Source organism: Streptococcus sp. 1559, from assembly GCF_013276735.1.
Lineage (GTDB): Bacteria > Bacillota > Bacilli > Lactobacillales > Streptococcaceae > Streptococcus > Streptococcus pseudopneumoniae.
In genome coordinates, this window is sequence record NZ_VMLO01000019.1 from 16,276 (window position 1) to 32,354 (window position 16,079).

The 16,079-nt window shown below is 40.8% G+C and carries 17 protein-coding genes and 2 pseudogenes; 14 read left to right on the plus strand and 5 right to left on the minus strand.

Annotated elements, in window-relative coordinates:
- Positions 1 to 252: 252 nt before the first annotated feature.
- Positions 253 to 1,599 (minus strand): NADP-specific glutamate dehydrogenase, encoded by a 1,347-nt coding sequence (gene gdhA / locus HT688_RS03545; RefSeq protein ID WP_000199528.1) that lies wholly within the window; start codon positions 1,597 to 1,599, stop codon positions 253 to 255.
- 431 nt (positions 1,600 to 2,030) lie between these two features.
- Between gdhA and HT688_RS03550 the strand changes: the two are divergent.
- Positions 2,031 to 2,574, plus strand: a pseudogene (locus tag HT688_RS03550) (transposase); the annotation flags it as partial.
- A gap of 39 nt (positions 2,575 to 2,613) precedes the next feature.
- Here the strand turns inward: HT688_RS03550 and HT688_RS12270 are convergent.
- The 3 genes from HT688_RS12270 to HT688_RS03565 are packed head-to-tail and all read right to left on the minus strand — an operon-like array spanning position 2,614 to position 4,157.
- Positions 2,614 to 2,937 carry a choline-binding protein gene (locus HT688_RS12270; RefSeq protein WP_007284892.1) on the minus strand — a complete coding sequence of 108 codons (324 nt, stop codon included), beginning with the start codon at positions 2,935 to 2,937 and terminating at the stop codon, positions 2,614 to 2,616.
- A gap of 13 nt (positions 2,938 to 2,950) precedes the next feature.
- Entirely contained in the window at positions 2,951 to 3,379 is a 429-nt protein-coding gene (locus HT688_RS12275) for a hypothetical protein (RefSeq protein ID WP_007284893.1), read from the minus strand.
- A complete protein-coding gene (locus tag HT688_RS03565) occupies positions 3,348 to 4,157 on the minus strand; it encodes an HAD family hydrolase (RefSeq protein ID WP_000593560.1) in 810 nt (269 codons plus the stop codon). The genes HT688_RS12275 and HT688_RS03565 overlap by 32 nt, the downstream gene beginning before the upstream one ends.
- A 271-nt stretch (positions 4,158 to 4,428) precedes the next feature.
- Between HT688_RS03565 and HT688_RS03570 the strand changes: the two genes are divergently transcribed.
- Positions 4,429 to 4,650 (plus strand): SP_0924 family bacteriocin-like peptide, encoded by a 222-nt coding sequence (locus HT688_RS03570; protein ID WP_000602445.1) that lies wholly within the window; start codon positions 4,429 to 4,431, stop codon positions 4,648 to 4,650.
- Between the two features lie 41 nt (positions 4,651 to 4,691).
- A complete protein-coding gene (locus tag HT688_RS03575) occupies positions 4,692 to 5,363 on the plus strand; it encodes a CPBP family intramembrane glutamic endopeptidase (protein WP_000746011.1) in 672 nt (223 codons plus the stop codon).
- 51 nt (positions 5,364 to 5,414) lie between these two features.
- Here HT688_RS03575 and HT688_RS03580 read toward each other — a convergent pair.
- Positions 5,415 to 5,620 (minus strand): annotated as a pseudogene (locus HT688_RS03580) (AraC family transcriptional regulator).
- On the opposite strand from HT688_RS03580, the gene HT688_RS03585 reads away from it, so the two are divergent.
- The 11 genes from HT688_RS03585 to rsmI all read left to right on the plus strand — a co-directional run bounded on the left by HT688_RS03585 (position 5,613) and on the right by rsmI (position 16,017).
- Positions 5,613 to 6,521, plus strand: a complete 909-nt coding sequence (locus HT688_RS03585) for a LysR family transcriptional regulator (protein WP_001025687.1) — start codon at positions 5,613 to 5,615, stop codon at positions 6,519 to 6,521. The pseudogene HT688_RS03580 and the gene HT688_RS03585 sit on opposite strands and share 8 nt — an antisense overlap.
- A complete protein-coding gene (gene lspA, locus HT688_RS03590) occupies positions 6,518 to 6,979 on the plus strand; it encodes a signal peptidase II (protein WP_000745672.1) in 462 nt (153 codons plus the stop codon). Before HT688_RS03585 ends, lspA begins: the two co-directional genes overlap by 4 nt.
- Entirely contained in the window at positions 6,969 to 7,856 is an 888-nt protein-coding gene (locus HT688_RS03595) for an RluA family pseudouridine synthase (RefSeq protein WP_000403212.1), read from the plus strand. The genes lspA and HT688_RS03595 overlap by 11 nt, the downstream gene beginning before the upstream one ends.
- 2 nt (positions 7,857 to 7,858) lie before the next feature.
- Complete coding sequence (gene cbpE, locus HT688_RS03600) at positions 7,859 to 9,742, plus strand: phosphorylcholine esterase CbpE (protein ID WP_000728244.1); 1,884 nt, start codon at positions 7,859 to 7,861, stop codon at positions 9,740 to 9,742.
- A gap of 100 nt (positions 9,743 to 9,842) precedes the next feature.
- Complete coding sequence (gene proB, locus HT688_RS03605; RefSeq protein WP_000875755.1) at positions 9,843 to 10,952, plus strand: glutamate 5-kinase; 1,110 nt, start codon at positions 9,843 to 9,845, stop codon at positions 10,950 to 10,952.
- A gap of 9 nt (positions 10,953 to 10,961) precedes the next feature.
- Positions 10,962 to 12,224, plus strand: a complete 1,263-nt coding sequence (locus HT688_RS03610; protein WP_000254672.1) for a glutamate-5-semialdehyde dehydrogenase — start codon at positions 10,962 to 10,964, stop codon at positions 12,222 to 12,224.
- A 3-nt stretch (positions 12,225 to 12,227) separates the two neighbouring features.
- A complete protein-coding gene (proC, locus tag HT688_RS03615; protein WP_000689703.1) occupies positions 12,228 to 13,025 on the plus strand; it encodes a pyrroline-5-carboxylate reductase in 798 nt (265 codons plus the stop codon).
- A gap of 228 nt (positions 13,026 to 13,253) precedes the next feature.
- Positions 13,254 to 13,892: a dTMP kinase gene (gene tmk, locus HT688_RS03620; protein WP_000033362.1), complete on the plus strand. Its 639-nt coding sequence runs from the start codon at positions 13,254 to 13,256 to the stop codon at positions 13,890 to 13,892.
- On the plus strand, positions 13,889 to 14,779 hold the full coding sequence (locus HT688_RS03625) for a DNA polymerase III subunit delta' (RefSeq protein WP_000806730.1): 891 nt from the start codon (positions 13,889 to 13,891) through the stop codon (positions 14,777 to 14,779). Before tmk ends, HT688_RS03625 begins: the two co-directional genes overlap by 4 nt.
- 39 nt (positions 14,780 to 14,818) lie before the next feature.
- Positions 14,819 to 15,136, plus strand: coding sequence for a DNA replication initiation control protein YabA (yabA, locus tag HT688_RS03630; protein ID WP_000358228.1), 318 nt, complete (start codon positions 14,819 to 14,821; stop codon positions 15,134 to 15,136).
- A gap of 2 nt (positions 15,137 to 15,138) precedes the next feature.
- Positions 15,139 to 16,017 (plus strand): 16S rRNA (cytidine(1402)-2'-O)-methyltransferase, encoded by an 879-nt coding sequence (gene rsmI / locus HT688_RS03635; protein ID WP_001166876.1) that lies wholly within the window; start codon positions 15,139 to 15,141, stop codon positions 16,015 to 16,017.
- The last annotated feature ends 62 nt before the right edge of the window (positions 16,018 to 16,079 follow it).

The following is a 16,079-nucleotide window of genomic DNA, read 5'->3' on the forward strand; positions in this document are numbered from 1 at the left end:
GACGAAGTCAGTAACATATCTACGGTAAGGCGACGCTGACGTGGTTTGAAGAGATTTTCGAAAAGTATAAAATAGATTGAATTTAGAATAGTCCACTGAGTTTTATAAAACATTGTTAGAAATTGGTTTGAATTCCGCAATCAATTTGTTCGGTTTTTATTTCATTTAATTTAATTAAATTAGAATTTCCCAACCGTTTAACTCAAGATAAAAATCCCCAATCGAAGCGATTGAGGATTAAGCAAATGAATCTTAAACAATACCTTGGGCAATCATAGCGTTTGCTACATTTTCAAATGCAGCAATGTTTGCTCCTGCAAGATAGTCTTTATCAAGACCATATGTTTCTGAAGTTGTTTTAGCTGTGTTGAAGATGTTTGTCATGATGTCTTTGAGACGTCCATCAACTTCCTCACGAGTCCATGAGAGGCGAAGACTGTTTTGGCTCATTTCAAGGGCTGAAACGGCTACACCACCAGCGTTGGCAGCTTTGGCAGGTCCGTAGAAGATACCATTTTCTTTGTAGATTTTGATGGCATCAAGGTCGCTCGGCATGTTGGCACCTTCAGATACACAGATAACGCCTTGAGCAACCAAACGTTTAGCTGCTTCACCGTTGATTTCGTTTTGAGTAGCACATGGAAGCGCAATATCATAGTTTCCAGCGTAAGTCCATACAGAACCTTCGTGATATGTTGCAGTTGCTTTCTCAGCTGCATACTCAGTCAAACGAGCACGACGTTTCTCTTTAACATCAACCAAAAGATCGAAGTCGATACCATTTTCATCGATGACATAACCGTTTGAGTCAGATACAGAGATGACAGTAGCGCCAAGTTCAGTCGCTTTTTGAAGAGCGTATTGAGCAACGTTCCCAGAACCTGAAATAACCACTTTCTTACCAGCAAAGCTATTACCGTTAGCTTTCAGCATTTCTTCAGTATAGTAAACCAAACCGTAACCAGTTGCTTCTGGACGAATCAAGCTACCACCAAATTCAAGAGGCTTACCAGTCAAGACACCAGCATCAAATTGGTTAAGACGCTTGTATTGACCATAAAGGTAACCAATTTCACGTCCACCTACGCCGATATCACCAGCAGGTACGTCAAGTGATGGTCCGATGTGTTTTTGCAACTCAGTCATGAAGCTTTGGCAGAAGCGCATCACTTCAGCATCTGTTTTACCTTTAGGATCGAAGTCTGATCCACCTTTACCTCCACCGATTGGAAGTCCAGTCAAGACGTTTTTGAAGATTTGTTCAAATCCGAGGAATTTCAAAATCCCTTGGTTTACAGTTGGGTGGAAACGAAGTCCTCCTTTGTATGGTCCAACAGCTGAGTTGAATTGAACACGGTAACCACGGTTTACTTGAATTTTTCCATCACGGTCAACCCAAGGAACACGGAAAGAAATTACGCGCTCAGGCTCAGTAATACGTGCCAAGATATTTTCTTCGATATACTCAGGGTGTTTTTCAAATACAGGTTCCAAAGTGTTGAAAAATTCTTCAACAGCTTGGAGGAATTCAGCCTCGTGCCCATTACGAGCTTTTACAGTTTCAAACACGCTTTGGATATATTCTTTAGCAGATGTCATATCGTTCTCCTTTTGTTATCATATTTTATTACATGAGCTATTATAGCAGAATTTTTTTAAACTGTAAAGAGAAAAACAAAAATTTTCTAAAAATTCTTTCAATTTAGTTTTAAGACTTTTTGAAAATAGACAAAAAACGAACCTTTTTCTTGTAAATATCTTTCTCAAAGAGAAAATCTGAAAATATGCTATAAGAAAAGAAAATGTTTAGCAATTCAGAAATCACTTGTTAATTTATCCATGATATGTTAGATTTGCCAGCAAAACTATGACCATTTTGGAGGAAAGAAATATTTACATCTCCTTATTCAGGGCAGGATTTTCTATACAAGTATAGATGTCTTGCTGGAGTTGGATCATGGAACCCAAGCGGTTATTGAGATTTAGAACTATCATCAGAATTTTTTCATTAGACTTGTTCGGTAACCATAAAGTACTATACTATCTATGAACAAGACCCAGAAAAAGTAGCCTTATTTCTTAAGAATTTTAATAGTTTAAAGCACTTAGCACCTGTTTATATTGATGAAACAGGATTCGATACTTACTTTTATCGAGAATATGGTCGCTCATCAAAGGGTCAGTTAATAGGAGGTAAAGTCTCTGGAAGAAGATATCAGGGGATTTCTTTGGTTGCAGGTCTAACAAATGGTGACTTAATCGCTCCAATGACCTACGAAGAGACGATGACGAGCGACTTTTTTGAAGCATGGTTTCAGAAATTTCTCTTACCAACATTAACCACACCCTCAGTTATTATTATGGATAATGCAAGATTCCAATAGAATAGCTAGGATAGAATTCTTGTGTGAAGAGTTTGGGCATAAACTTTTACCCCTTCCTCCCTACTCACCTGAGTACAATCCTATTGAGAAGACATGTGCTCATATCAAAAAGCACCTCAAAAAGGTATTACCAAGTTGCAATACCTTTTACGAGGCTCTTTTGTCCCACTCTTGTTTCAGTTTGTTATAAACACCTAAGATAAGAGCTATACTAGGTAAATAAAAATCTCTATACTATTTGAAAGTGAAGACTACTCACTGTGAGATAGTATAGAGTATTTTTGTTGTAGTTAAACCATCCTACCCATTCCCCATTGTAATTAACACGGTAACCGTCTGGTGTAGTCGTATTGATTGCTAGAGCACCAGAGCTATAAGCATAGTACCATTTGCCAGATACCTTCATCCAGCCTGTTTTCATAGCACCTGAACCGTCGAGATAGTACCAAGTCTCACCGTCTTTCAACCAACCTGCTTGCATCCAGACTGAACTATCGAAGCGATACCAGATATTATCTAATTTTGCCCACTGATTGTAAGGGTAAGATCCCATCAAGTTGCATAAACTACCAACGCGAGCCAGCTTGTCGCCAAAAACCCATACTTTTACCTACTTCTTGCATTTGGTTAAAGAAATTGTAGGAATTATTCGTTGTACTCTTATTTTCATTTTTGATTTTATGAGTTCCGATAGCCTTCAAATTTTTGTCAAAAAGATTCGCCTTAGTCGCAAATGTTTGAATCTGAGAAGAGTAGGCTTCTATGTATTGAATGGCTTTTCCATAACCACCAGCTAATTCTTCAGAGCCACCAGATGATGTTCCGAAACTTTGTGCAACGGTAATCCATCCATTTTGAGTAACAGGGTTTTCAAAGGCTGCCAAACCCATATAGGTCAATTCTGGATTGATTAAGGATTCGTAGTGTCCAGTTTGATCAGAGACATTTGCTCCGCTACGAGATTTATAGAATATATTTCTCAATGGTACGCGCAACACCGTCTTCTTCGTTGCTTGCTGTAACGGCATCCGCAAGAGATTTGACATAATCGCTTGCATTTCCCATTGCAATGCCCATCCCTGCAAACTGGAGCATTTCGATATCGTTATTAGCATCGCCCATGGCCATAATCTCTGAGGAATCAATCTTCAAAATCTCTGCTAATCGTGAAAGAGCGGTAGCCTTGGTCGTTCCAAGTGGCATAGCTTCATAAATGACAGGCTGCGAACGAACTCCACTGAATCGTTGGCAGAGTTCCTCAGCAAAACGCTGCTCAAAATCGTCTGTTTGTTCTTCGTTGCCCAAAAACATGCCTTGGAACATACGATATTTACCACTAGTCGCTTCCTCAAGGGAAATTTCAGTCAAGTCTGAAAAGACTAGGTCGGCATCATTCTGGATGACTTGATTAGGCTTGCCACCGAGGACGAAATAATGTTTCTCATCAAAAAGAGTCAACTGAACATCACTTTTTTCAGCTAGATCATAGAGGTATTCGATGTCTGCTGGACTAAGTTCTTGCCAGTCAACTAGTCCCCAGTCACTTGTCTGGTGAGTTGAGCAACCATTGTTAACAATCACATACTCATTCTGGAGGCCAAGCCCCAGTTTTTTGTAGTAGGGGAGGACACCGAAAAGCGGGCGACCCGTACAAAGAACCAATTTGACACCTTTTTCAATAGCTTGGTGAATAGCAGTAATGTGAGCTTGTGGAATTTCCTTGGCTTCATCGAGGAGGGTTCCGTCCATATCCAAGGCTAGTAGTTTAATCATAGGTCTTCCTTCTTTATCTTTTGGTATTATTATAACATATTTTGGAGAAGATGACGGTCAAAGGGACAGGAGCTAATTGATTTTGCAGTTTAGGACGTTTTGATGACAATTCATGATTTGAAGAGGATATTTGGCCAAGATATGTTATACTAAACTTGTCAACGTTGCAACTAGACAAATTAAAAAACCAACTTAATATAATAGTTTTTTGTAAGTAGGTATGAGTATCAGATTACTCAACTAATCTAAACAATAACGGAGGAAATATATCATGATTTTAATGACAAAAAATATAAATCTAACAAATGAAGAATTAGAGCTGATACAAGGTGGAGCAGATCCCTATGGAAAAGAACCTAATGGTTATTTTCCTTGGCAAATAGAGCCGGTATTAACTATGCCGGTTCATGGATTTTGTCCCAGAGGAACCTATGATTTAGGATATATTGGAGGAGGCAATCATCTTTGCAAAGGAAGTCCTGCGAGATTTTAAGTAAAATTTATTAGGAATATGGAGAAAACAGAGGATTTAATATGAAAAAACGGATTATTCAGATTTTACTAGCATTATCCTTAATTTTTTACAAATCAACTTGGTTTTGGGGAATTTTCAATCACCTCGCAAAGCCCTATCTACCAGCAAGTCGTGAATTTTTTCAGATTCTGCTTTGGATGGAGAGTGGAGGTCTTTTATTAGCGGTCATCTATCTACTAGTTTTTGCAGGAAAGAAGACTTTTCATTTCAAATGGCAGCTGAGGCACTTTATCTACCTTTTACTGGGTTACATCATTTTGTATATGTCTGACGTCCTCTTGTCTTATTTCATACCCTCGTCTTCAAATCAAATTTCTTTGAATGAAACGATAGAAATGATAGGGAGACAGGAATTACCCTATTTCTTGCTCATGGCTTGCTTCATCGGCCCTATTGCTGAGGAATTGATTTATCGCGGTGTGCTTATGACAACCTTTTTCAAAAACTCGCCTTGGTACGGAGATGTCTTGCTTTCTGCTATTATTTTCGGTTATATTCATATCAATTTTGCTTTAACTCCTCTTGCTTTTTTCATTTATGCTAGTGGAGGTCTCATTTTAGCTCTACTGTATCGCATGACAAAAAATCTCTACTATCCAATACTAGTTCATATTCTCATCAATATCACTGCCTTCTGGAATGTATGGTTACTCCTATTTTCAGGAAGTTAGCTTACTAAAAAAATGTCGGAACTTTCCGGCATTTTCTTTTTTCACAAATAGTCAACGTTTTTCTTTTCGATATTGGAGTGGTGTGTATCCAGTTATTTTTTGAATTGATTTTGAAAATAAGGTTGGCTTGAGAAAGGCAGATAGTGAAGATAGTTAAGAAGGTTAAGAAGAATAGGATGTTCTTTTTTCCTTTTTGGAAAACTTCTAAAATATGGTATAATGAAAAGATAAAGAAGTTGGAGGTAGAAGATGAACATTCAACAATTACGCTATGTTGTGGCCATTGCCAATAGCGGTACTTTTCGTGAAGCTGCTGAAAAGATGTATGTTAGTCAGCCGAGTCTGTCTATTTCTGTTCGTGATTTGGAAAAAGAATTGGGTTTTAAGATTTTCCGTCGGACCAGCTCAGGGACTTTCTTGACTCGTCGTGGTATGGAATTCTATGAAAAAGCGCAAGAATTGGTTAAAGGATTTGATATTTTTCAAAATCAGTATGCCCATCCTGAGGAAGAAAAGGATGAATTTTCCATTGCCAGTCAGCACTATGACTTCTTGCCACCAACCATTACGGCCTTTTCAGAGCGCTATCCTGATTATAAGAACTTCCGTATTTTTGAATCAACTACTGTTCAAATTTTAGACGAAGTAGCGCAAGGTCACAGTGAGATTGGGATTATCTACCTCAATAATCAAAATAAAAAAGGGATTATGCAACGGGTTGAAAAGTTAGGCCTAGAGGTTATTGAACTAATTCCCTTCCATACCCATATTTATCTCCGTGAGGGGCATCCTTTAGCTCAGAAAGAGGAATTGGTCATGGAGGATTTAGCGGATCTACCAACGGTTCGTTTCACGCAAGAGAAAGACGAGTATCTTTATTATTCAGAGAACTTTGTTGATACCAGCGCGAGCTCGCAGATGTTTAATGTGACAGACCGTGCTACTTTGAATGGTATTTTGGAGCGGACGGACGCTTATGCGACAGGTTCTGGATTTTTAGATAGTGACAGTGTGAATGGCATCACAGTTATTCGTCTCAAGGATAACCTAGATAACCGCATGGTCTATGTTAAACGTGAAGAAGTGGAGCTGAGTCAAGCTGGAACTCTTTTCGTAGAAGTCATGCAAGAATATTTTAATCAGAAGAGGAAATCATGAAAAAAAGAGGAATAGTGGCAGTCATTGTACTGCTTTTGATTGCGCTGGATCAGTTAGTTAAATCCTATATCGTCCAACAGATTCCACTGGGTGAAGTGCGCTCCTGGATTCCCAATTTCGTTAGCTTGACCTACCTGCAAAATCGAGGGGCAGCCTTTTCTATCTTACAAGATCAGCAGTTGTTATTCGCTGTCATTACCCTGGTCGTCGTGGTAGGTGCCATTTGGTATCTACATAAGCACATGGAGGACTCATTCTGGATGGTCTTGGGTTTGACTCTGATAATCGCGGGTGGTCTTGGAAACTTTATTGACAGGGTCAGTCAGGGCTTTGTTGTGGATATGTTTCACCTTGACTTTATCAATTTTGCAATTTTCAATGTGGCAGATAGCTATCTGACTGTTGGAGTGATTATTTTATTGATTGCAATGCTAAAAGAGGAAATAAATGGAAATTAAAATTGAAACTGGTGGCCTGCGTTTAGATAAGGCTTTGTCAGATTTGACAGAATTATCACGTAGTCTCGCGAATGAACAAATCAAATCAGGCCAGGTCTTGGTCAATGGCCAAGTCAAGAAAGCTAAATACACTGTCCAAGAGGGCGATGTCGTCACTTACCATGTGCCAGAACCAGAGGTTTTAGAGTATGTGGCTGAGGATCTTCCGCTAGAAATCATCTACCAAGATGAGGATGTGGCTGTTGTCAACAAACCTCAGGGAATGGTTGTGCATCCGAGTGCTGGTCATACTAGTGGAACCCTAGTAAATGCCCTTATGTATCATATTAAGGACTTGTCGGGTATCAATGGGGTTCTGCGTCCAGGAATTGTTCATCGTATTGATAAGGATACGTCAGGTCTTCTTATGATTGCTAAAAATGATGAGGCGCATCTAGCACTTGCCCAAGAACTCAAGGATAAAAAGTCTCTCCGCAAATATTGGGCGATTGTTCATGGAAATTTGCCCAATGATCGCGGTGTGATTGAAGCACCGATTGGCCGGAGTGAAAAAGATCGTAAGAAACAGGCTGTGACTGCTAAAGGGAAACCTGCAGTAACTCGTTTCCACGTCTTGGAACGCTTTGGCGATTATAGCTTAGTGGAGTTGCAACTAGAGACAGGGCGTACCCATCAGATTCGTGTCCACATGGCTTATATCGGTCATCCAGTTGCTGGGGATGAAGTCTATGGTCCTCGTAAGACACTTAAGGGGCATGGACAATTTCTTCATGCCAAGACTCTAGGTTTTACTCATCCGAGAACAGGTGAGACCTTAGAATTTACAGCAGATATCCCAGCAATTTTTAAGGAAACATTGGAGAGATTGAGGAAGTAAGAATGAAAAAGAAATTAACTAGTTTAGCACTTGCAGGCGCTTTTTTAGGCTTGTCATGGTATGGAAATGTTCAAGCTCAAGAAAGTTCAGGAAATAAAATCCACTTTATAAATGTTCATGAAGGTGGCAGTGATGCGATTATTCTTGAAAGCAATGGACATTTTGCCATGGTGGATACAGGAGAAGATTATGATTTCCCAGATGGAAGTGATTCTCGTTATCCATGGAGACAGGGTATCAATACAACTTATAAGCATGTTCTAACAGACCGTGTCTTTCGTCGTTTGAAGGAATTGGGTGTCCAAAAACTTGATTTTATTTTGGTAACCCATACCCACAGTGACCATATTGGAAATGTTGATGAATTACTGTCTACCTATCCAGTTGACCGAGTCTATCTTAAGAAATATAGTGATAATCGTATTACTAAGCCTGAACGTCTTTGGGATAATCTGTATGGCTATGATAAGGTTTTAAAGACTGCTGCTGAAAAAGGTGTTTCAGTTATTCAAAATATCACACAAGGAGATGCTCATTTTCAGTTTGGAGACATGGATATTCAACTATATAATTATGAAAATGAAACAGATTCATCAGGTGAATTAAAGAAAATTTGGGATGATAATTCCAATTCCTTGATTAGCGTAGTAAAAGTCAATGGTAAGAAAATTTACCTTGGGGGCGACTTAGATAATGTGCATGGAGCGGAAGATAAGTATGGACCTCTCATTGGAAAAGTTGATTTGATGAAGTTTAATCATCACCATGATACCAACAAATCAAATACCAAGGATTTTATTAAAAATTTGAGTCCGAGTTTGATTGTTCAAACTTCGGATAGTCTACCTTGGAAAAATGGTGTTGATAGTGAGTATGTTAATTGGCTCAAAGAACGAGGAATTGAGAGAATCAACGCAGCCAGCAAAGACTATGATGCAACAGTTTTTGATATTCGACAAGACGGTTTAGTAAACATTTCAACTTCCTACAAGCCTATTCCAAGTTTTCAAGCTGGTTGGCATAAGAGTTCATATGGAAACTGGTGGTATCAAGCGCCTGATTCTACAGGAGAATATGCTGTCGGTTGGAATGAAATTAAGGGTGAATGGTATTACTTTAACCAAACGGGTATCTTATTACAGAATCAATGGAAAAAATGGAACAATCGTTGGTTCTATTTGACAAACTCTGGTGTTGCTGCTAAAAATTGGAAGAAAATCGCTGGAATCTGGTATTATTTTAACAAAGAAAACCAGATGGAAATTGGTTGGATTCAAGATAAAGAGCAGTGGTATTATTTGGATGTTGATGGCTCTATGAAGACAGGTTGGCTTCAATATAAGGGGCAATGGTATTACTTTGCTCCATCAGGGGAAATGAAAACGGGCTGGGTAAAAGATAAAGAAGCCTGGTACTATATGGATTCTACTGGTATCATGAAGACAGGTGAGATAGAAGTTGCTGGACATCATTACTATCTAGAAGAATCAGGAGCTATGAAGCAAGGCTGGCTTAAAAAGGCAAATGATTGGTATTTCTACAAGACAGATGGTTCACGAGCTATAGGTTGGATTAAAGACAAGGATAAATGGTACTTCTTGAAAGAAAATGGTCAATTACTTGTGAATGGTAAGACACCAGAAGGCTATACTGTGGATTCAAGTGGTGCCTGGTTAGTGGATGTTCCGATCGAGAAATCTGCTACAATTAAAACTACAAGTCATTCAGAAATAAAAGAATCCAAAGAAGTAGTGAAAAAGGATCTTGAAAATAAAGAAACGAGTCAACATGAAAGTGTTACAAATTCTTCAACTAGTCAAGATTTGACATCCTCAACTTCACAAAGCTCTGAAACGAGTGTAAACAAATCGGAATCAGAACAGTAGTAGAAAAGAAGGTTTTAGGGCCTTCTTTTTCCTATCAACTCTTTTCTATTTCCTGTTATTCATGTTATAATGGATAAATATGAATAATCGGAGTGAGACTATGAAATACAAACGGATTGTCTTTAAGGTGGGTACTTCTTCTCTGACAAATGAGGATGGAAGTTTATCACGTAGTAAGGTAAAGGATATTACCCAGCAGTTGGCTATGCTGCACGAGGCTGGTCATGAGTTGATTTTGGTGTCTTCAGGTGCCATTGCGGCTGGTTTTGGAGCCTTAGGATTTAAAAAGCGTCCGACTAAAATTGCTGATAAACAGGCTTCAGCAGCGGTAGGACAAGGGCTTTTGTTGGAAGAATACACGACCAATCTTCTCTTGCGCCAAATCGTTTCTGCACAAATCTTGCTAACCCAGGATGACTTTGTAGATAAGCGTCGTTATAAAAATGCCCATCAGGCTTTGTCGGTTTTACTTAGCCGTGGGGCGATTCCTATCATCAATGAGAATGATAGTGTTGTTATTGATGAGCTCAAGGTTGGGGACAATGATACTCTGAGTGCACAGGTGGCGGCCATGGTCCAAGCAGACCTTTTGATCCTCTTGACAGACGTAGATGGTCTCTATACAGGAAATCCTAATTCAGATCCAAGAGCCAAACGTTTGGAGCAAATCGAGACTATCAATCGTGAGATTATCGATATGGCCGGTGGAGCTGGTTCGTCAAACGGAACTGGGGGCATGTTAACCAAAATCAAAGCTGCAACTATTGCGACAGAATCGGGTGTTCCTGTTTATATCTGCTCATCCTTGAAGTCAGATGCCATGATTGAAGCGGCTGAGGAGACCAAGGATGGTTCCTACTTTGTTGCGCAAGAGAAGGGGCTTCGTACCCAGAAACAATGGCTGGCCTTTTATGCTCAGAGTCAAGGTTCTATTTGGGTTGATAAAGGGGCTGCGGAAGCTCTCTCTCAACATGGAAAGAGTCTTCTCTTATCTGGTATCGTTGAAGCAGAAGGAGCCTTTTCTTACGGTGATATCGTGACAGTATTTGATAAGGAAAGTGGAAAATCACTTGGAAAAGGACGCGTGCAATTTGGAGCATCTGCTTTGGAGGATATGTTGCGTTCTCAAAAAGCCAAGGGTGTCTTGATTTACCGTGACGACTGGATTTCCATTACTCCTGAAATCCAACTACTTTTTACAGAATTTTAGAGGTAAACTATGGTGAGTAGACAAGAACAATTTGAACAGGTACAGGCTGTTAAAAAATCGATTAACACAGCTAGTGAAGAAGTGAAAAACCAAGCCTTGCTAGCCATGGCTGATCACTTAGTGGCTGCTACTGAGGAAATTTTAGCGGCTAATGCCCTCGATATGGCAGCGGCTAAGGGGAAAATCTCAGATGTGATGTTGGATCGTCTTTATTTGGATGCAGATCGTATAGAAGCGATGGCAAGAGGAATTCGTGAAGTGGTTGCCTTCCCAGATCCAATCGGTGAAGTTTTAGAAACAAGTCAGCTTGAAAATGGTTTGGTTATCACAAAAAAACGTGTAGCTATGGGTGTCATCGGTATTATCTATGAAAGCCGTCCAAATGTGACGTCTGATGCGGCTGCTTTGACTCTTAAGAGTGGAAATGCGGTTGTTCTTCGTAGTGGTAAGGATGCCTATCAAACAACCCATGCCATTGTCACAGCCTTGAAGAAGGGCTTGGAGACGACTACTATTCACCCAAATGTGATTCAACTGGTGGAAGATACTAGCCATGAAAGTAGTTATGCTATGATGAAGGCCAAGGGCTATCTAGACCTCCTCATTCCTCGTGGAGGAGCTGGCTTGATCAATGCAGTGGTTGAGAATGCGATTGTACCTGTTATCGAGACAGGGACTGGGATTGTCCATGTCTATGTGGATAAGGATGCAGACGAAGACAAGGCGCTGTCTATCATCAACAATGCTAAAACCAGTCGTCCCTCTGTTTGCAATGCCATGGAGGTTCTGCTGGTTCATGAAGACAAGGCAGCAAGCTTCCTTCCTCGCTTGGAGCAAGTTCTAGTTGCAGAGCGTAAAGAAGTTGGGTTGGAACCAATTCAATTCCGCTTGGATGAGAAAGCCAGTCAGTTTCTTTCAGGTCAAGCAGCTGAGGCACAAGACTTTGACACCGAGTTTTTAGACTATGTCTTAGCTGTTAAGGTTGTGAGCAGTTTAGAAGAAGCGGTTGCCCATATTGAAGCCCATAGTACCCATCATTCGGATGCCATTGTAACGGAAAATGCTGAAGCTGCAGCTTACTTTACAGATCAAGTGGACTCTGCAGCTGTCTATGTCAATGCCTCAACTCGTTTTACCGATGGTGGACAATTTGGTCTTGGATGTGAGATGGGAATTTCTACTCAGAAATTGCACGCGCGTGGTCCCATGGGCTTGAAAGAGTTGACTAGCTACAAGTATGTGGTTACTGGTGATGGACAGATAAGGGAGTAAGAGATGAAGATTGGATTTATCGGTTTGGGGAATATGGGTGCTAGCTTGGCAAAATCTGTCTTGCAGACTAGGACGTCAGATGAGATTCTCCTTGCCAATCGTAGTCAAGCTAAGGTAGATGCTTTCATTGCAGACTTTGGTGGTCAGGCTTCCAGCAATGAAGAAATGTTTGCAGAAGCAGATGTGATTTTTCTAGGAGTGAAGCCTGCTCAGTTCTCAGACTTGCTTTCTCAATACCAGACTATCCTTGAAAAACGAGAGAGTCTTCTTTTGATTTCGATGGCAGCTGGATTGACCTTGGGAAAACTCGCTAGTCTTCTTCCAAGTCAGCACAGAATTATTCGTATGATGCCCAATACCCCTGCTTCTATCGGACAAGGAGTGATTAGTTATGCCTTGTCTTCTAATTGCAGGGCTGAGGACAGTGAGCTCTTTTGTCAGCTTTTAGCCAAGGCTGGTCTTTTGGTTGAACTTGGAGAAAGCTTAATAGATGCAGCGACAGGTCTTGCAGGTTGTGGACCAGCCTTTGTCTATCTTTTTATCGAGGCCTTGGCAGATGCAGGTGTTCAGACTGGATTGCCACGAGAAACAGCATTGAAAATGGCAGCTCAAACTGTGGTAGGAGCTGGACAATTGGTCCTTGAAAGTCAGCAACATCCTGGAGTTTTGAAAGACCAAGTTTGCAGCCCAGGCGGTTCGACTATCGCTGGTGTAGCGAGCCTAGAAGCGCATGCTTTTCGAGGAACGGTCATGGATGCAGTTGGTCAAGCCTACAAACGAACACAAGAACTAGGTAAATAAGAGGTGGATTTGTCTGCCTCTTTTATGGTGGTTGATACTCTTCGAAAATCTCTTCAAACTGCGTCAGCTTCCATCTGCAACCTCAAAACAGTGTTTTGAGCAACCTGCGACTAGCTTCCTAGTTTGCTCTTTGATTTTCATTGAGTATGAAATGAGAAGACAAAAAGATTGTCACAAACCCCTATTTTTTTGATAGAATAGAAGTAGTAAAAAAGAAATGAGTTAGACATGTCAAAAGGATTTTTAGTCTCTCTTGAGGGACCAGAGGGAGCAGGAAAGACCAGTGTTTTAGAGGCTCTGCTACCAATTTTAGAGGAAAAAGGGGTAGAGGTGCTGACGACCCGTGAACCTGGCGGAGTCTTGATTGGGGAGAAGATTCGGGAAGTAATTTTGGATCCAAGTCATACTCAGATGGATGCGAAGACAGAGTTGCTTCTCTATATTGCCAGTCGCAGACAGCACTTGGTGGAAAAAGTTCTTCCAGCCCTTGAAGCTGGCAAGCTGGTCATTATGGATCGTTTTATCGATAGTTCTGTTGCCTATCAGGGATTTGGTCGTGGCTTAGATATTGAAGCCATTGACTGGCTCAATCAGTTTGCGACAGATGGCCTCAAACCCGATTTGACACTCTATTTTGACATCGAGGTGGAAGAAGGACTGGCTCGTATTGCTGCTAATAGTGACCGCGAGGTTAATCGTTTGGATTTGGAAGGGTTGGACTTGCATAAAAAAGTTCGTCAAGGCTACCTTTCTCTTCTGGATAAAGAGGGAAATCGCATTGTCAAGATTGATGCTAGTCTCCCTTTGGAGCAAGTTGTGGAAACTACCAAGGCTGTCTTGTTTGACGGAATGGGCTTGGCCAAATGAAACAAGATCAACTAAAGGCTTGGCAACCAGATCAGTTTGACCGTTTTGTCCGTATCTTAGAACAAGACCAGCTCAATCACGCCTATCTCTTTTCAGGTTTCTTTGGAAGCTTGGAAATGGCGCAATTTTTAGCTAAGAGCCTCTTTTGTACGGATAAAGTTGGCGTCTTACCATGTGAGAAATGCCGAAGTTGCAAGCTGATTGAACAGGAAGAGTTTCCAGATGTCACCTTGATTAAGCCAGTCAATCAGGTCATCAAGACAGAACGCATTCGGGAATTGGTGGGACAGTTTTCTCAAGCAGGGATTGAAAGCCAGCAACAGGTCTTTATCATCGAGCAAGCGGATAAAATGCATCCCAACGCAGCCAATTCTCTGCTCAAGGTCATCGAAGAACCCCAGAGTGAAGTTTATATTTTCTTCTTGACTAGCGATGAGGAAAAGATGTTACCGACAATCCGAAGTCGGACTCAGATCTTCCACTTTAAAAAGCAAGAAGAAAAACTTATCTTACTCTTAGAACAAATGGGACTTGTTAAGAAAAAAGCGACTCTTTTAACTAAGTTTAGTCAATCGCGAGCTGAAGCAGAAAAGTTGGCTAATCAGGCAAGTTTTTGGACCTTGGTCGATGAAAGTGAACGCCTGCTGACTTGGTTAGTAGCTAAGAAAAAAGAAAGTTATCTACAGGTTGCCAAATTAGCCAACTTGGCAGATGATAAGGAAAAACAGGATCAGGTTTTACGGATTCTTGAAGTTCTCTGTGGGCAGGACCTCTTGCAGGTAAGAGTAAGAGTGATTCTACAAGATTTACTAGAAGCTAGAAAAATGTGGCAAGCTAATGTCAGCTTTCAAAATGCCATGGAATATCTGGTCTTGAAAGAAATATAAACTCAAAAATGAATGATAAAGAAAGGAAAGGGCTGTTTTATGGACAAAAAAGAATTATTTGACGCGCTGGATGATTTTTCCCAACAATTATTGGTAACCTTAGCCGATGTGGAAGCCATCAAGAAAAATCTCAAGAGCTTGGTAGAAGAAAATACAGCTCTTCGCTTGGAAAATAGTAAGTTGCGAGAACGCTTGGGTGAGGTGGAAGCAGACGCTCCCGTCAAGGCCAAGCATGTTCGCGAAAGTGTCCGTCGTATTTACCGTGATGGATTTCACGTATGTAATGATTTTTATGGACAACGTCGAGAGCAGGACGAAGAATGTATGTTCTGTGATGAGTTGTTATACAGGGAGTAGGCATGCAAATTCAAAAAAGTTTTAAGGGGCAGTCTCCCTATGGCAAGCTGTATCTAGTGGCAACGCCGATTGGCAATCTAGATGATATGACTTTTCGTGCTATCCAGACCTTGAAAGAAGTAGATTGGATTGCTGCTGAGGATACGCGCAATACAGGGCTTTTGCTCAAGCATTTTGACATTTCCACCAAGCAGATCAGTTTTCATGAGCACAATGCCAAGGAAAAAATTCCTGATTTGATTGGTTTCTTGAAAGCAGGGCAAAGTATTGCTCAGGTCTCTGATGCCGGTTTGCCTAGCATTTCAGACCCTGGTCATGATTTGGTTAAGGCAGCTATTGAGGAAGAAATTGCAGTTGTGACTGTTCCAGGTGCCTCTGCAGGAATTTCTGCCTTGATTGCCAGTGGTCTAGCGCCACAACCACATATCTTTTACGGCTTTTTACCGAGAAAATCAGGCCAGCAAAAGCAATTTTTCGACTCGAAAAAAGATTATCCTGAAACTCAGATTTTCTATGAATCGCCTCATCGTGTAGCAGATACGTTGGAAAATATGTTAGAAGTCTACGGTAACCGCTCGGTTGTCTTGGTCAGGGAATTGACTAAAATCTATGAAGAATACCAACGCGGTACCATTTCTGAGTTATTGGAAAGCATTGCTGAAACGCCACTTAAAGGAGAATGCCTTCTCATTGTTGAAGGTGCCAGTCAGGATGTGGAGGAAAAAGACGAGGAGGACTTGTTCTTAGAAATCCAAGCCCGTATCCAGCAAGGCATGAAGAAAAATCAAGCTATCAAGGAAGTCGCTAAGATTTACCAGTGGAATAAAAGCCAGCTCTACGCTGCCTACCATGATTGGGAAGAAAATCAAGAAAATGACTAATACTCTTCGAAAATCTCTTCAAACCGTGTCAACGTCGCCTTGTCGTAGGTGTGGTTACTGAC

Coding starts and splice junctions, on each gene's coding strand:
- gdhA (WP_000199528.1), bottom strand. CDS start 1,599: ATGACATCTGCTAAAGAATATATCCAAAGCGTGTTTGAAACTGTAAAA.
- HT688_RS12270 (WP_007284892.1), bottom strand. CDS start 2,937: ATGGGATCTTACCCTTACAATCAGTGGGCAAAATTAGATAATATCTGG.
- HT688_RS03565 (WP_000593560.1), bottom strand. CDS start 4,157: ATGATTAAACTACTAGCCTTGGATATGGACGGAACCCTCCTCGATGAA.
- HT688_RS03570 (WP_000602445.1), top strand. CDS start 4,429: ATGATTTTAATGACAAAAAATATAAATCTAACAAATGAAGAATTAGAG.
- HT688_RS03575 (WP_000746011.1), top strand. CDS start 4,692: ATGAAAAAACGGATTATTCAGATTTTACTAGCATTATCCTTAATTTTT.
- HT688_RS03585 (WP_001025687.1), top strand. CDS start 5,613: ATGAACATTCAACAATTACGCTATGTTGTGGCCATTGCCAATAGCGGT.
- lspA (WP_000745672.1), top strand. CDS start 6,518: ATGAAAAAAAGAGGAATAGTGGCAGTCATTGTACTGCTTTTGATTGCG.
- HT688_RS03595 (WP_000403212.1), top strand. CDS start 6,969: ATGGAAATTAAAATTGAAACTGGTGGCCTGCGTTTAGATAAGGCTTTG.
- cbpE (WP_000728244.1), top strand. CDS start 7,859: ATGAAAAAGAAATTAACTAGTTTAGCACTTGCAGGCGCTTTTTTAGGC.
- proB (WP_000875755.1), top strand. CDS start 9,843: ATGAAATACAAACGGATTGTCTTTAAGGTGGGTACTTCTTCTCTGACA.
- HT688_RS03610 (WP_000254672.1), top strand. CDS start 10,962: ATGGTGAGTAGACAAGAACAATTTGAACAGGTACAGGCTGTTAAAAAA.
- proC (WP_000689703.1), top strand. CDS start 12,228: ATGAAGATTGGATTTATCGGTTTGGGGAATATGGGTGCTAGCTTGGCA.
- tmk (WP_000033362.1), top strand. CDS start 13,254: ATGTCAAAAGGATTTTTAGTCTCTCTTGAGGGACCAGAGGGAGCAGGA.
- HT688_RS03625 (WP_000806730.1), top strand. CDS start 13,889: ATGAAACAAGATCAACTAAAGGCTTGGCAACCAGATCAGTTTGACCGT.
- yabA (WP_000358228.1), top strand. CDS start 14,819: ATGGACAAAAAAGAATTATTTGACGCGCTGGATGATTTTTCCCAACAA.
- rsmI (WP_001166876.1), top strand. CDS start 15,139: ATGCAAATTCAAAAAAGTTTTAAGGGGCAGTCTCCCTATGGCAAGCTG.